We start from the raw sequence: 12,957 nt of genomic DNA, 5'->3' as shown, positions 1-12,957 counted from the left end.
CTTCAGGCGACGAAAAACCGCGTTTTGCCCCAATCCTGTGATAAGCCGCTGTAGTTCTTGCCGGTACTGGCGTTCCTAGGAACGACCCGCCACCGTCCCTGGCTTACGATACGGATTTCGATCCGCTTTCTGCCCCATCCGCGATTTGCTTCCTGCTTGCGACGAATTGGGTTTGCCGATTGGCGCCAACGCCCCGACATAACCCTATCAATCCGCAAGAGGATTCATGGAACAGACTTCCAAGCTGTCTGCGCTCGCGCAGACGTACTTCCCTTCGTCCGAAGAAAATGCTGACGCTATCGTCGAAACGGCAACCGCCGGCGACGACGGCCAGCCCACGTTTGCCGAACTCGGCCTGAACCCGGCCATTCTGGCTGCGCTCGCCACCGCCGGCTACAACAACCCGACGCCCGTGCAGCAGCGCGCGATTCCCGCCGCGCTCGCCGGTCGCGACCTGCTCGTGTCGAGCCCGACCGGTTCGGGCAAGACGGCCGCCTTCATGCTGCCGGCCATCCATCGCTTCGCTGAAATGCAGGCGAGCGGCGAGCTGAACAGCCGCGCCCCGGCCGCGCATCCGCGCAACCAGCCGGCCGAGCCGGGCGAGAAGCCCCGCAAGGGTCAGCGTGTGCGCCGTGTGGCCGCACAGCCGCTGCTGCTCGTGCTCACGCCGACGCGTGAACTGGCGCAACAGGTTTCGACCGCGGCCGACACGTACGGCAAGCAACTGCGCCGTCTGCGCACGGTGAGCATTCTGGGCGGCATGCCCTACCCGCGTCAGCTCGAAATGCTGGCCAAGCAGCCCGAGATCATCGTGGCAACGCCGGGTCGTCTGCTCGATCACATCTCGAGCGGCAAGATCGACCTGTCGCAGTTGATGATGCTCGTGCTCGACGAAGCCGACCGCATGCTCGACATGGGCTTCATCGACGATATCCAGACCATCGTCGATGCCACGCCGGAAACGCGCCAGACGCTGCTGTTCTCGGCCACGATCGACGGCCGCATGGGCGAAATCACCCGCCGCCTGCTGCGCGATCCGGAAACGATCGAGATCACGCGCGGCAACGATCAACGCACCAACGCCAACATCGAGCAAACGCTCCACTATGTTGACGACCGTGCACACAAGGATCGTCTGCTCACGCACCTGCTCGGCAACGATTCGCTCGACCAGGCCATCGTGTTCACGTCGACCAAGCGCGACGCCGACCTGCTGGCCGACCAACTCGAGCAAGCCGGCTTCGACAGCGCCGCCCTGCACGGCGACATGCCGCAAGGCGTGCGCAACCGTACGCTGCGCGCCCTGCGCGAGCGTCGTGTTCGCGTGCTGGTCGCCACCGACGTGGCCGCTCGCGGTATCGACGTGCCGGGTATCACGCACGTGTTCAACTACGATCTGCCGAAGTTCGCAGAAGACTACGTTCACCGCATTGGCCGTACCGGCCGTGCAGGTCGCCGTGGTGTGGCCGTGAGCCTCGCCGCTCACGCCGAAATCGGCGCCGTGCGCCGTATCGAACGCTATACGCGCCAGCCGCTGCCGGTGAACGTCGTGGCCGGCTTCGAGCCGCGTCGTTCGGCACCGAAGGCCGGTGCAGGCGGCAAGCGCCCGGGTCAGGGTCGTGGCGGTCCGCGTCATGGTCAAGGCAATGGCGGCGGCCGTTGGAGCAACAACGGTCCGCGTCAGGGCAATGGCGGCGGCTACGGTGGCAATCGCGAAGGCGGCGGCTATCAAGGCGGCCAGCGCTTCGGCGGCAACAAGCCGGCCGGCACCCCGTTCGAGCGTCGTGAAAGCAATGGCTTCCACGGTGGCTATCAGAGCGAAGGCGGTAACGGTGGCAATGGCGGCAATGGTGGCAACGGCTTCTCGAACGGCAGCGCAACCGACCGCTTCGAGCGTCGCTCGCCGCGCCCGTTCGACGGCAATCGCCAGGACCGTGGCGGCCGTTCGTTCGAAGGCGGCTACCGCCAGGACCGCGGCACCCGCAGCTTCGACGGCGCACGTCAGGACCGCGGTGGCTACGGCAATCGCAGCAACGGTAACGGCGGCGGCTTCAAGCGTCGCGGCGACTAAGCCAGCGAAACGTCATTGAGGCTCGCGACGCACGCGTCACGGGCCGGACGATAAAACCCCGGTGTCGACTTGTCGGCACCGGGGTTTTGCTTTATCCACCGGAGGCAAACCGATCCGTCGCCTCGATCAGCCAGTGGAGAATCGTCGGTTCGTTGAACGCGTGTCCGGCGTCCGGCGCCCAATAGAAATCGGCCTCGGGCCACGCCTTGTGCAACTCCCACGCCGTGTGCGCAGGCGTCGCCATGTCGTAGCGCCCCTGCACGATCACACCCGGAATATCGCGCAACGCCGAAGCGCCGTCGATCAATTGATTCGGCGCCAGGAAACCGTCGTTCACGAAGTAGTGATTTTCGATGCGCGCAAACGCGATGGCGTAATGCGGGTCACCGAACGCCTGGGTCAGCCGGTCGTCCGGCAACAACGTGATCGTGCTGCCCTCCCACATGCTCCACGCGCGTGCGGCTTCGATCCGTACCGCGTCGTCGGCACTCGTCAGCCGCTGGCGATACGCCCGCATCATGTCGCCTCGCTCGTCGAGCGGAATCGGCGCGAGGAACGCCTCCCAGCGATCCGGAAACAGCCATGAAGCGCCCTTCTGGTAGTACCACTGCAACTCTTCGCGCCGCACGGTGAAGATGCCCCGAATGACCAGTTCGCTCGCGTGCGGCACATGCGCCTGCGCATACGCGAGCGCCAGCGTGCTGCCCCACGATCCGCCGAAGACCAGCCAACTGTCGTAGCCGAACTTCTTGCGCAGACGTTCGATGTCGTCGACCAGATCCCACGTGGTGTTGTGATCGAGGCTCGCATGCGGCTCCGAGCGTCCGCAGCCACGCTGATCGAACAGTGTGATGCAGTACTTCGCCGGATCGAATACGCGCCGGTGCTCCGGCGAACAGCCGCCACCGGGACCGCCGTGCAGGAAGACGGCCGGTTTGCCGAGCGGATTGCCGCATCGCTCCCAGTAGATTCGGTGGCCATTGCCGACGTCGAGCATGCCGCTATCGAACGGCTCGATGGGCGGATACAGTCCACGCAGCGTGTCGGGACGTGTTTCCACGACCTTGCCCGGCGCACGAGCCGGGCGAGACGTCGCGTTGGACGCGAGAGGCAATGCGTGGGGATCGGTATGCGCGCTGCGAGGCGCATCGTCGGGAAAATCGGGCGGCATCGGCTTCCTCGTGACCCATCGATGGATGGTTCAGTGTAGCGCGGCGTCCCAAACAAGACAAAGCAGAGGCCATGCTGAACGAGGCGACGGGGCGATGTCGACATCGCCCCGTCAGCTTGCGCGACCTGCGCGGCACGCCGTGCAGCGCCCGCGCAGGCTCACACCAGATACCTCACACTTCTTCGTAAAGCGGCAATGTGAGGAAGTCGACGAAGTCCTCACTCGTGCTCATCTGCTCGAAGATCGCCGCCGCGCGGTCGTAGGTCGGGGCCACCTGACCGACCAGTTCCTTCACGTTGGCCAGTTCCTGCGGAATCAACGCACGCACCAGTTCGGCGGTGACCTTTCGGCCGTCCTCGAGCTTGCCCTTCGGCGAGCGAATCCATTGCCACACTTGCGAGCGCGAAATCTCGGCGGTGGCGGCATCCTCCATCAGGTTGTGGATCGGCACGCAACCGTTGCCGGCGAGCCACGCGCCCAGGTAGTGGATGCCAACGTTGATGTTGTTGCGCAGGCCCGCTTCGGTGATCGGCGCTTCGGGCTTGAACTCGAGCAGGTCGCGGCCCTTCACGTTCACATCGTCGCGACGCTTGTCGATCTGGTTCGGACGATCGCCCAGCACCTTTACGAACTCTTCCATCGCCACAGGCACGAGGCCCGGGTGCGCCACCCAGCCACCGTCGTAACCGTCGGTCGCATCACGCGCCTTGTCGCCGCGAATGCCCGCCATGGCCTTCTCGTTGGCTTCCGGGTCGTTCTTGATCGGAATCAGCGCGCTCATGCCGCCAATGGCCGGGGCACTGCGATGGTGGCACGTCTTGAGCAGCAGCAATGCGTAGGCGCGCATGAACGGTACCGTCATGTTGATGCGGCTGCGGTCGGCCAGACAGAAGTCGGCGTCGACCTTGAACTTCTTGATGCACGAGAAGATGTAATCCCAGCGGCCGGCGTTCAGGCCCGAGCTGTGTTCGCGCAGCTCGTACAGGATCTCGTCCATCTCGAACGCGGCGAGGATCGTCTCGACCAGCACCGTCGCCTTGATCGTGCCCTGCGCCACGCCGAGTTCGTTCTGGGCGAGCACGAACACGTCGTTCCACAAGCGGGCTTCGAGATGGCTCTCGAGCTTCGGCAGATAGTAGTACGGGCCGAAGCCGCGCTCGAGCGAGGCCTTCGCGTTATGGAAGAAATGCAGACCGAAGTCGAACAGGCTGCCCGACATGCGTACGCCGTCCACGCTCATGTGCTTCTCGTCGAGATGCCAGCCGCGCGGGCGCACGATCAGCGTGGCGACCTTCTCGTTGAGCTTGTACTGCTTGCCGTTCTGTTCGAGGCTGATGGTACCGCGCACGGCGTCGCGCACGTTGATGTGCCCCTGCATCTGGTTGTGCCAGTTCGGGGCGTTCGAATCCTCGAAGTCGGTCATGTAGCTGTCCGCTCCCGAGTTCAGCGCATTGATGATCATCTTGCGCTCGACCGGGCCGGTAATTTCCACACGACGACATTGCAACGCCTGCGGCAGCGGCGCGATGCGCCAGTCGGCGTCGCGGACCGCTTGCGTCTCGGGCAGGAAGTCGGGCACTTCGCCGGCGTCGAGACGGGCGGCACGCGTGACTCGCTCCGCGAGCAATGCCTGACGGCGCGGCTCGAAGGCACGATGCAGTTTGGCAATGAACGCGAGCGCCTCGGGGGTCAGGATGGCTTCGTATTCGGGACGAACGTCGACAGCGTCGACATGCAATTGCATGCCGGGGGGCAGGCTAAGGGACATCAGGGATCTCCAACTCTCTTGATTTATGTAAGGGAGTGCGCCGCAAGGGAAAACGTCAGGGGCTTTGCACGAGGCCTCACGCCGCGTCGGGCGTCAGGCGCGCGCTCCCGTCAATGCCTCGACGAAACGCTGCAAGTCGCGCATGTCGCGCCCCATCCCTTGCGGCGTCACGCCGAGTTGTTCGACCGGCAACCCGGCACGGTTGACCCAGAACGTCGGGTAACCGAACCAGGTGGCACCGGCCGCGTCCCAGCCGTTGCTGGAGACGAAAACGATGGCGTCGGCCGACAGGCCGAACGCGTCAGGTCCAAGTTGATAGGCCTCGGGGGCCGTCTTGTATTTGCGCACGGTGTCGACCGACAGCACGTGGTCGAACAACGCGCGAATGCCGCCGCTCTTCAGGCCGACGTCGAGCATGCGAGGGTCGCCGTTGGACAGCACTCCCAGCCGCAACCCGCTGGCGCGCAAGGCGCGTAATACCGGCGGGTTCTCGGGGAAGACCGACAGGCAGGTGTATTCGTCCATCAGCCGCTTTTCCGCAACGGCGGACAGCGCGAGATCCAGACGCGCGGCGGCATAGCGCAGCGCGTCGGCAGTGATGTCCCAGAACGGGCGATAGCGTTCGCCCTGCGGCCCGGACAGCGTGCGCAGGTGCGTGTACTCGATCTGCTTCGCTCGCCACAGCTCGGCGAGCGCCGCCCCCTTGCCGGGGAACTGTTGCTCGGCGGCGGCCGCGACGGAATACACGTCGAACAGCGTGCCATAAGCGTCGAAGATCACTGCCTGAATACGCGATGCCATAACGTGGGGGTCACTCGGAATCACTTGTCATTACGTTCCGATTGTATTATTGATACCCATCAGCATAAAAGATCGTAAAAATCACTTTATCTTTGACTTTTTGATACATAATCCGCCGCGTGGATCGCTTCAAACAAATCGAGACGTTCGTCGCCGTCGCCGCCAAGGGCAGCCTTTCGGCGGCCGCCGCCCTGGAAGGCGTGGCACCTGCCGTGATCGGACGTCGCATCGACGCCCTGGAGTCCCGTCTCGGCGTGAAGCTGCTCTTGCGCACGACCCGGCGCGTGACGCTGACGTTCGAAGGCTCGGCATTTCTCGAGGACTGCCAACGTATCCTCAACGAGATGCACAACGCGGAAGCCGCCGTGTCGGCCGGCGGCGTGAAGGCAAGCGGCCATCTCCGGCTCTCGGCACCGGCGGGATTCGGGCGGCGTCATGTCGCGCCGCTGCTGCCGGTGTTCATCGAATCGCACCCGGACGTGACAGTGACGCTCGATCTCTCGGATCGTCTCGTCGATCTGGTCAACGAAGGCTTCGACTGCGCGATTCGCCTCGGTGAGCTACCGGACTCGAGCCTCGTGTCGCTACGGCTCGGCGAAAACCGGCGGGTATGCGTCGCTTCACCCGACTATCTCGCGACGCACGGCCGCCCCGAATCGCTCGACGCCCTCGCCCGCCACAACTGCCTCGCGTTCGGCTCGACCGCGAACCAGCAACGCGGCTGGACGTTCGCGCAAGATGGCAAGGTCGTGACGATCCGCGTGAACGGCTCGATGGAATGCACCGACGGCGCGGTGCTGCACGACTGGTGCCTGGACGGCTACGGCCTGGCGTGGCGCTCGTGGTGGGAGGTCGGCGACGACATCCGCGCAGGCCGCCTCGTGACCGTGCTCGACGACTTCGCCGCGCCGCCCATCGGCATCCACGCCGTCTTCCCGCAACGCCGTCATCTGCCGTTGCGGGTGCGGCTGTTCATCGACCATCTCAAGCATCACTACAGCAGTTCGGCGTACTGGCGAGATGAGCCCACCGACGTCACGCCGCCTGTCTGAAGCCGCACCCATGCCTCACCCACGCGCCACCCACCTCGAACTGGCGCGCGGCGCACTTGGAACGTTTGCTGCGTATAAACCGTCTCACGCGAAGGAAAGACAGGGAAAGGCGGGCATGTTCGCGTATCGAATTTGTGCGTTCCGCACGCGTTTGGGGCATACCGGATAGCCACGACGCCCCGGATTGGGCTTTACTTAAGACAGCGACGGCGCATGGTCGGAACGCCATCGGGTTTGCCCCCGTTGTTGCGTCGGGCCAAAACCATAGAATCGAAGCGAAGGGTCCGCAGGCGATGCAGGAGGTTCGGCATCGGGAACATCATGAGCGCGGACTGGGTGCAAGACCGTGATACCTGCGCGAGCCTGTGAACGCGTGTTCAGCAACGCCAACTGCGGGAGGTCATATGCTGTTTACCCACATCCTCATTCCGACCGACGGCTCGGAGCTATCCGAAAAGGCCGTGACCGGCGGACTCGAACTGGCGCGTGCGCTCGGTGCGAGAGTGACCGGCTATTGTTGTCTCGCGGAGTATCCCTACTCTCCCTTCAGCGAATACGTACTCGAAGCGCCGGCCACGTTCAGCGAACGCATCGCCGAGGAAGCCTGCGGGCATCTCGACAAGCTGGCGGAAGCCGCGTCCGCAGCAGGCGTGCCGTTCGATCGCTGCAGCTCCACGTTTCCGGCGCCCTATCTCGGCATCATCGACGCCGCCGAACGCCACGGCTGCGACGTCATCCTGATGGCGTCGCACGGCCGACGCGGACTCACGAGCCTGTTGCTCGGCAGCGAGACGCAGCGCGTGCTCGTTCACTCGAAAATTCCGGTGCTCGTCTACCGCTGATCCGAAGGTGCGGGTGCGCCGACCGCCTCGATATCCCATGAAAAAAGGCCCGTGAGCGGGATAAGCTCACGAGCCTTTTCTCGTTCAGGCGTGCATTGCAGCCCTCACCGCGACGGGACCGCGGTCAGGGCCGCCCCGGCCGGATAGGCCGGACGCGCGGTCATGGCGAGGTGACGTTCCGTCGTTGGCGATGCGCCCCCACGCCCATCGCCGTCCACGGGCGCACCGCGCCCTCCCTCAGCCCTGTCAGGCTGCCTTGACCTGTGCCTTCTTCTCGTCGAAGAACTGTTCGTCCTCCGTCGAACCCTTCAGGGCCGTGGTCGATGCGTCGCGCTCGATCGTCTGCGTGACGGCGTCGAAGTAGCCCGTGCCCACCTCGCGCTGGTGCTTGACTGCCGTGAAACCCTTGTCGGCAGCGGCGAATTCGGCTTCCTGCAACTCCACGAAGGCGCTCATCTGACGACGGGCGTAGCCGTGTGCCAGGTTGAACATCGAGTAGTTCAGGCTGTGGAAGCCGGCCAGCGTGATGAACTGGAACTTGTAGCCCATTGCCCCCAGTTCCTTCTGGAACTTGGCGATGGTGGCGTCGTCGAGGTTCTTCTTCCAGTTGAACGACGGCGAGCAGTTGTACGAGAGCATCTTGCCCGGGAAGTGCTTGTGGATCCCTTCGGCGAACTGCTTGGCGAACTCGAGGTCCGGCTTGCCGGTCTCGCACCACACCAGATCGGCGAACGGCGCGTAGGCCAGACCACGAGCGATGGCCTGATCGAGGCCGTTGCGCGTGCGGTAGAAGCCTTCGACAGTGCGCTCACCGGTGCAGAACGGCTGATCCAGCGGATCGACGTCGGCAGTGATCAGGTCGGCCGCTTCGGCATCGGTACGGGCAATCAGCACGGTCGGCACGCCGAGCACGTCGGCCGCCAGACGCGCCGCGACCAGCTTGGCAACCGCTTCGCGCGTCGGCACGAGCACCTTGCCGCCCATGTGGCCGCACTTCTTGACCGAGGCGAGCTGATCTTCGAAGTGAACGCCGCCGGCGCCCGCTTCCACCATCGCCTTCATCAGTTCGAAGGCGTTGAGCACGCCGCCGAAGCCGGCTTCCGCATCGGCCACGATCGGCGCGAAGTAATCGATATAGCCTTCGTCGCCCGGGTTCTTGCCTTCCGACCACTGGATCTGGTCGGCGCGCGTGAAGGTGTTGTTGATGCGACGCACGACCTGCGGCACCGAGTTGGCCGGATACAGCGACTGATCCGGGTACATCTCACCGGCGAGGTTGGCGTCGCCCGCCACCTGCCAGCCCGACAGATAGATGGCCTTCAGACCGGCCTTGACCTGTTGCATGGCCTGGTTACCGGTCAGGGCGCCGAGCGCGTTCACGAACGGCTCGTCGTTGATCATGCTCCACAGGCGCTCCGCGCCACGGCGGGCAAGCGTTTGTTCCGGCTGGATCGAACCACGCAGACGCACCACGTCTTCGGCCGTGTAGCCACGCTTGATGCCCTTCCAGCGCGGATTGTTCGCCCAGTCCTGCTCCAGTTGCTTCACTTGTTCCTGACGCGTCGTCATGATGATCTCTCCTGGTTTCTCGATACAAATTAAAGAGGGGTGACTCTTTGCTGCCGAACCGTCGCCGGGTGTGCGGTGAACCGCTTTCGGCGCCGTCAGATCGGCAGGTCTTGTATAAGAGTTTAGGGATTTCTCACGCAACGCAACAGAACGAATTACCACCTCACATAATATTTTTTATTCAATTAAATCAATTACATAACAAAATAATTTCTTGATGTGAAACGATATTTTCCTTCCTGAAATCACGCCGTTGTGCCAAGCAGCGCAAATTTTTACGCACCGCAAAGACATTCCACATCATGAAAAATGGCCGGTAACGATCGTTACCGGCCACGATGGGTATCGCTCGATCGGGCACGCAATGGCCCGAGTGTCGTTACGAAGTCACGCGCTGCGCCGCTGCTGCCGCCTTGGGCGGCTTGCACACCAGCCAGACGGCCAGTGCGATAAAGCACCCACCGACCAGATGCGCGAGCGTCACGGCTTCGTTAAGGAACAATGCCCCCCAGAGCACGCCGAACGGCGGAATGAGAAAGGTGACCGTCAGCGAGCGCAGCGGCCCGAGGTCGGCGATCAGGCGGAAATACAACATGTAGGCGATGGCGCTGCACAGGAACCCGAGCGCGATCACGGCGGCCCAGACGCCACCCGTGGCAGGCCCCGGCATTCCCGAGGTCGACGCAACATAGCCGAAGAACGGTAGCAGCACGATGGTCGCGCCGAGTTGGCTGCCGAAGGCGACGAGTTTCGCGTCGAGACCGCCACGCTCGGTAATCCATCGCTTGGTCAGATAACCGGCGAGACCGTAACAGGACGTGGCAACCAGACACGCCAGCGCGCCCATCACGACCGGCCCCGACATCGTCACCGGTCCGGTACGCGTGAGCACCGCCACGCCCGCCAGCCCGACCACCACACCGAGCGCCTTGGCGCCTGTCAGGCGGTCACGGAAGAACAAGGCGCCGATCACCACCCCCATGAGCGGCGTGGTCGCATTGAGAATGGCCGAGTAGCCGGCGGGCAGTACACGCGCCGCCAGGCAATACATGACGAACGGAATGCCGGAATTGATGACGCCGAGCAGCATCGACGCCCCCAGCAGCCCCTTGAACTCCCAGCGCACGCGCAGCGCGAGCAGGATCACCGCCAGACCGATGGCCCCCAGCGCCACGCGGAAGAATGCCGTGGGCAGCGGCCCGAGCGCGGGCACGATGATACGCATGAAAAGAAAGCTCGCGCCCCAGATGGCGGAGAGCGTCAACAAACGAGCGATGTCGGACGAACGCATGGTCGATCAGACGGCGCGGCAGGCCGTCCATGAGGATGGGAACGGCTGCATCGTCCCACATCGTCGCCGGACTTGCTGGTCATAATCGGACATGGCGGCGTCCCCGCAGGCCCGTGTCCTCTGCCCCCCCCAGGCCGAATGGTGAATTCCCCAGCCGTTTTTCGGAATCGTCGTATTGAATGGCGCAAACGCCACGGGATATGGTTTCGAACCGACACTTCCGAGCCTTCCTACGACATGACAAATCGCGAATCGCACGGCCTGTGCCCTCCGGTCCTCCTTCACCCCATCCCGCGAATTCGGCTCCAACCTCGCCGGATGCCCGGCGCTTCCTCGCCCATCGCGCCACGCGGCTACGACTTGTGGAACGACTACGAAGTCAGTTGGCTGAACATGCAGGAGCGCCCGCAGATCGCCGTCGTCGAGTTGGTGATTCCCTGCGATTCCCCGTACACCCTGGAGATGGCAGACGCGCAACGCTATTTCCTGGCTTTGCGCGAGCATCGATTCGAGTCGCCCGAAGCGCTTGAGGCGCACATCGCCGGCGACTTGTCCCGACAACTGCAAGCGTACGTTCTCGTGCGCACGACGCCGGTACGACAGGCCGTGCGAACCACCACCGAGTGTGGCCCTGGCGCGGACACGCTGGACACCGAACCGGTGGGTGTCCAACGCGGCGGCGTGCGGGCCGATCTCTTGCGCCATCGGCGGGAAGCCGACGCGTTGGCGTCAGCGCATGTCCGCGAATGCCTGACATCGGATTTGCTCAGCGTGCGATGTCCGCTCAGCGGCGGCGTCGACTTTGGCACGGTCTGGTTCGATTACGTCGGCACGCCCATTTGCCGACGCTCGCTCATGGCGTACGTCCTGTCGTTTCGCGATAGCACGATGTACATCGAGCAGTGTGTCGAGACGCTGTTCTCCGATATCCTCACGCGATGCTCGCCGACCCGGCTGGCCGTCGGCGCGCGCTTCACGCGGCGCCATGGGCTCGACATCAATCCCGTTCGCTCGACGCACGCCGTCGCCATCTCCAACCTGCGCACCATTCGTCAATGACCGATACCGCCACTGCCTTGCCCGTCGCCCCACTTTCCCGACAAGCCACTCACATCACCCCGTCCGTGATCGTGCTCGCGATCGGCTTCGTCAGCTTTCTCCTGATTTCGAACGCCCTGGGCGCACGCGTGTGCGAAGTGACGTTGCCGTGGACCGTCGGCGGAGAACCGTTTCGCCTCACCTTTTCCGCCGCGCTGGTCAGCTTTCCGTTCGCGTATCTGTTCTCGTCCGTGCTCACGGAGGTGTATGGCTACCGCATCAGTCGCGTCGTGATCTGGAGCGGGCTGGGCGCCAATCTGGTCATGCTCGCGTTCCTGTGGTTGACGGCCATGTTGCCGACGGACGCCGCATGGGCCGCGCAAACCGGGTTCACGGACGATGTGCAGCGCCACTGGTTCGAATCCATCGCTCACATGTTTCTGGCATCGGTATCGGCCTGTCTCGTGGGGGAGTTCGCCAACGCCGCCACGCTCTCGCGCATGAAGGTGGTCATGCGAGGCAGGCTGCCCAGCCTGCGCTTCTTCGCCGGCAGCGCACTTGCCGCGCTGCTGGACACCGTCGTTTTCGTTGGGGTGGCGTTTGCCTACGTGCTGGATATCGACGCGATGGCACGTATGGCCGGGCTCGAATTCGTCTTCAAATGTGTCTTGCAGTGGTTGCTGCTTCCCCTCACCGTCGCCCTTGCCCGCTCGCTCAAGCGGGTCGACGGCATCGACCACTTCGACGTTGGCACCTCGCTGAATCCCTTCGGATTCCGCGTGTCTTCACCGGCACTGGCGAAGGTGCCGCCTTCGGTGGGTCAATGAGTCGGTAGCGCTTCGCTCGAATCCCGGGCGCGGCGGTAGCTGACCCAGTCCCCACCCGGAATTTGCGGCAACTGGCCGACGGCCGAGGCGTCAACGGGATAGATGATGCATGCGTATGTCGCGCCCTCGCAAAACACGTCGTGCATCTCACGCACGAACAGGCCGGCCTCGCCCGGATAGACCGCCTCGATTTCGTCGAGCACGGGAATCAGCGCCGCCGGAATGCGATAGACGTCGCCCGTCACCGACGACGCCGCATCGAGCACCATGCCCGGATAGCTGCCGAAGTCATACAGTCGCCCGCCCAACGTCGACGTCCCCACATAGGCAGGCGCCGCCAGACCGTGGCGCGCCGCCGCTCGCATCATGTCGTTGATCTCGCCCGCACGTAACGTTCCGTAGACGAACACGTGGACCGGCGCGTCGAGGTGAGTCAAGGGGTCGTTTGCGTCGGGCAGCATCTGGGCGGCGGTCGTCATTGCGGGCATCCGGATCGAAAGTGACAGGTAACGAGTTTACACTTACAA

The 12,957-nt window shown here is 63.9% G+C and carries 11 protein-coding genes; 5 read left to right on the top strand and 6 right to left on the bottom strand.

Translation table 11 applies throughout. The features are described from left to right. Positions 1 to 226: 226 nt before the first annotated feature. Complete coding sequence (locus ABWO90_RS22075) at positions 227 to 2,071, top strand: DEAD/DEAH box helicase (protein ID WP_353193364.1); 1,845 nt, start codon at positions 227 to 229, stop codon at positions 2,069 to 2,071. 91 nt (positions 2,072 to 2,162) lie between these two features. Here ABWO90_RS22075 and pip read toward each other — a convergent pair whose 3' ends face one another. From pip to ABWO90_RS22060, 3 genes are all read right to left on the bottom strand, one after another. Next, positions 2,163 to 3,101, bottom strand: a complete 939-nt coding sequence (gene pip / locus ABWO90_RS22070; RefSeq protein ID WP_353193389.1) for a prolyl aminopeptidase — start codon at positions 3,099 to 3,101, stop codon at positions 2,163 to 2,165. Between the two features lie 313 nt (positions 3,102 to 3,414). After that, positions 3,415 to 5,010 (bottom strand): malate synthase A, encoded by a 1,596-nt coding sequence (aceB, locus tag ABWO90_RS22065; protein ID WP_353193363.1) that lies wholly within the window; start codon positions 5,008 to 5,010, stop codon positions 3,415 to 3,417. Positions 5,011 to 5,103: 93 nt separating this feature from the next. Further along, on the bottom strand, positions 5,104 to 5,811 hold the full coding sequence (locus tag ABWO90_RS22060) for a haloacid dehalogenase type II (protein WP_353193362.1): 708 nt from the start codon (positions 5,809 to 5,811) through the stop codon (positions 5,104 to 5,106). Positions 5,812 to 5,930: 119 nt separating this feature from the next. Here ABWO90_RS22060 and ABWO90_RS22055 point away from each other — a divergent pair, with 119 nt between their 5' ends. Together ABWO90_RS22055 and ABWO90_RS22050 are read left to right on the top strand one after the other, a co-directional pair. Further along, positions 5,931 to 6,863 carry a LysR family transcriptional regulator gene (locus tag ABWO90_RS22055; RefSeq protein WP_353193361.1) on the top strand — a complete coding sequence of 311 codons (933 nt, stop codon included), beginning with the start codon at positions 5,931 to 5,933 and terminating at the stop codon, positions 6,861 to 6,863. Between the two features lie 407 nt (positions 6,864 to 7,270). Further along, a complete protein-coding gene (locus ABWO90_RS22050; protein ID WP_353193388.1) occupies positions 7,271 to 7,705 on the top strand; it encodes a universal stress protein in 435 nt (144 codons plus the stop codon). A 246-nt stretch (positions 7,706 to 7,951) separates the two neighbouring features. On the opposite strand, the gene aceA is transcribed toward ABWO90_RS22050, so the two are convergent. Together aceA and ABWO90_RS22040 are read right to left on the bottom strand one after the other, a co-directional pair. Beyond that, positions 7,952 to 9,274 carry an isocitrate lyase gene (gene aceA / locus ABWO90_RS22045; RefSeq protein WP_353193360.1) on the bottom strand — a complete coding sequence of 441 codons (1,323 nt, stop codon included), beginning with the start codon at positions 9,272 to 9,274 and terminating at the stop codon, positions 7,952 to 7,954. A 379-nt stretch (positions 9,275 to 9,653) separates the two neighbouring features. Beyond that, positions 9,654 to 10,565 (bottom strand): DMT family transporter, encoded by a 912-nt coding sequence (locus tag ABWO90_RS22040; RefSeq protein WP_353193359.1) that lies wholly within the window; start codon positions 10,563 to 10,565, stop codon positions 9,654 to 9,656. Between the two features lie 138 nt (positions 10,566 to 10,703). On the opposite strand from ABWO90_RS22040, the gene ABWO90_RS22035 reads away from it, so the two are divergent. Together ABWO90_RS22035 and ABWO90_RS22030 are read left to right on the top strand one after the other, a co-directional pair. Next, positions 10,704 to 11,624 carry a hypothetical protein gene (locus tag ABWO90_RS22035; RefSeq protein WP_353193387.1) on the top strand — a complete coding sequence of 307 codons (921 nt, stop codon included), beginning with the start codon at positions 10,704 to 10,706 and terminating at the stop codon, positions 11,622 to 11,624. Next, positions 11,621 to 12,430, top strand: a complete 810-nt coding sequence (locus tag ABWO90_RS22030) for a queuosine precursor transporter (protein WP_353193358.1) — start codon at positions 11,621 to 11,623, stop codon at positions 12,428 to 12,430. The genes ABWO90_RS22035 and ABWO90_RS22030 overlap by 4 nt, the downstream gene beginning before the upstream one ends. On the opposite strand, the gene ABWO90_RS22025 is transcribed toward ABWO90_RS22030, so the two are convergent. Beyond that, positions 12,424 to 12,891, bottom strand: coding sequence for a gamma-glutamylcyclotransferase family protein (locus ABWO90_RS22025; RefSeq protein WP_353193386.1), 468 nt, complete (start codon positions 12,889 to 12,891; stop codon positions 12,424 to 12,426). The two genes, ABWO90_RS22030 and ABWO90_RS22025, sit on opposite strands and share 7 nt — an antisense overlap. Positions 12,892 to 12,957: the final 66 nt, after the last annotated feature.

It is taken from the genome of Pandoraea pnomenusa (assembly GCF_040391475.1).
Taxonomy (GTDB): Bacteria; Pseudomonadota; Gammaproteobacteria; order Burkholderiales; family Burkholderiaceae; genus Pandoraea; species Pandoraea pnomenusa_C.
This window is presented reverse-complemented; position numbering and strand designations above follow the sequence as displayed.

Coding starts and splice junctions, on each gene's coding strand:
- ABWO90_RS22075 (WP_353193364.1), top strand. CDS start 227: ATGGAACAGACTTCCAAGCTGTCTGCGCTCGCGCAGACGTACTTCCCT.
- aceB (WP_353193363.1), bottom strand. CDS start 5,010: ATGTCCCTTAGCCTGCCCCCCGGCATGCAATTGCATGTCGACGCTGTC.
- ABWO90_RS22060 (WP_353193362.1), bottom strand. CDS start 5,811: ATGGCATCGCGTATTCAGGCAGTGATCTTCGACGCTTATGGCACGCTG.
- aceA (WP_353193360.1), bottom strand. CDS start 9,274: ATGACGACGCGTCAGGAACAAGTGAAGCAACTGGAGCAGGACTGGGCG.
- ABWO90_RS22040 (WP_353193359.1), bottom strand. CDS start 10,565: ATGCGTTCGTCCGACATCGCTCGTTTGTTGACGCTCTCCGCCATCTGG.
- ABWO90_RS22035 (WP_353193387.1), top strand. CDS start 10,704: ATGGTGAATTCCCCAGCCGTTTTTCGGAATCGTCGTATTGAATGGCGC.
- ABWO90_RS22030 (WP_353193358.1), top strand. CDS start 11,621: ATGACCGATACCGCCACTGCCTTGCCCGTCGCCCCACTTTCCCGACAA.
- ABWO90_RS22025 (WP_353193386.1), bottom strand. CDS start 12,891: ATGCTGCCCGACGCAAACGACCCCTTGACTCACCTCGACGCGCCGGTC.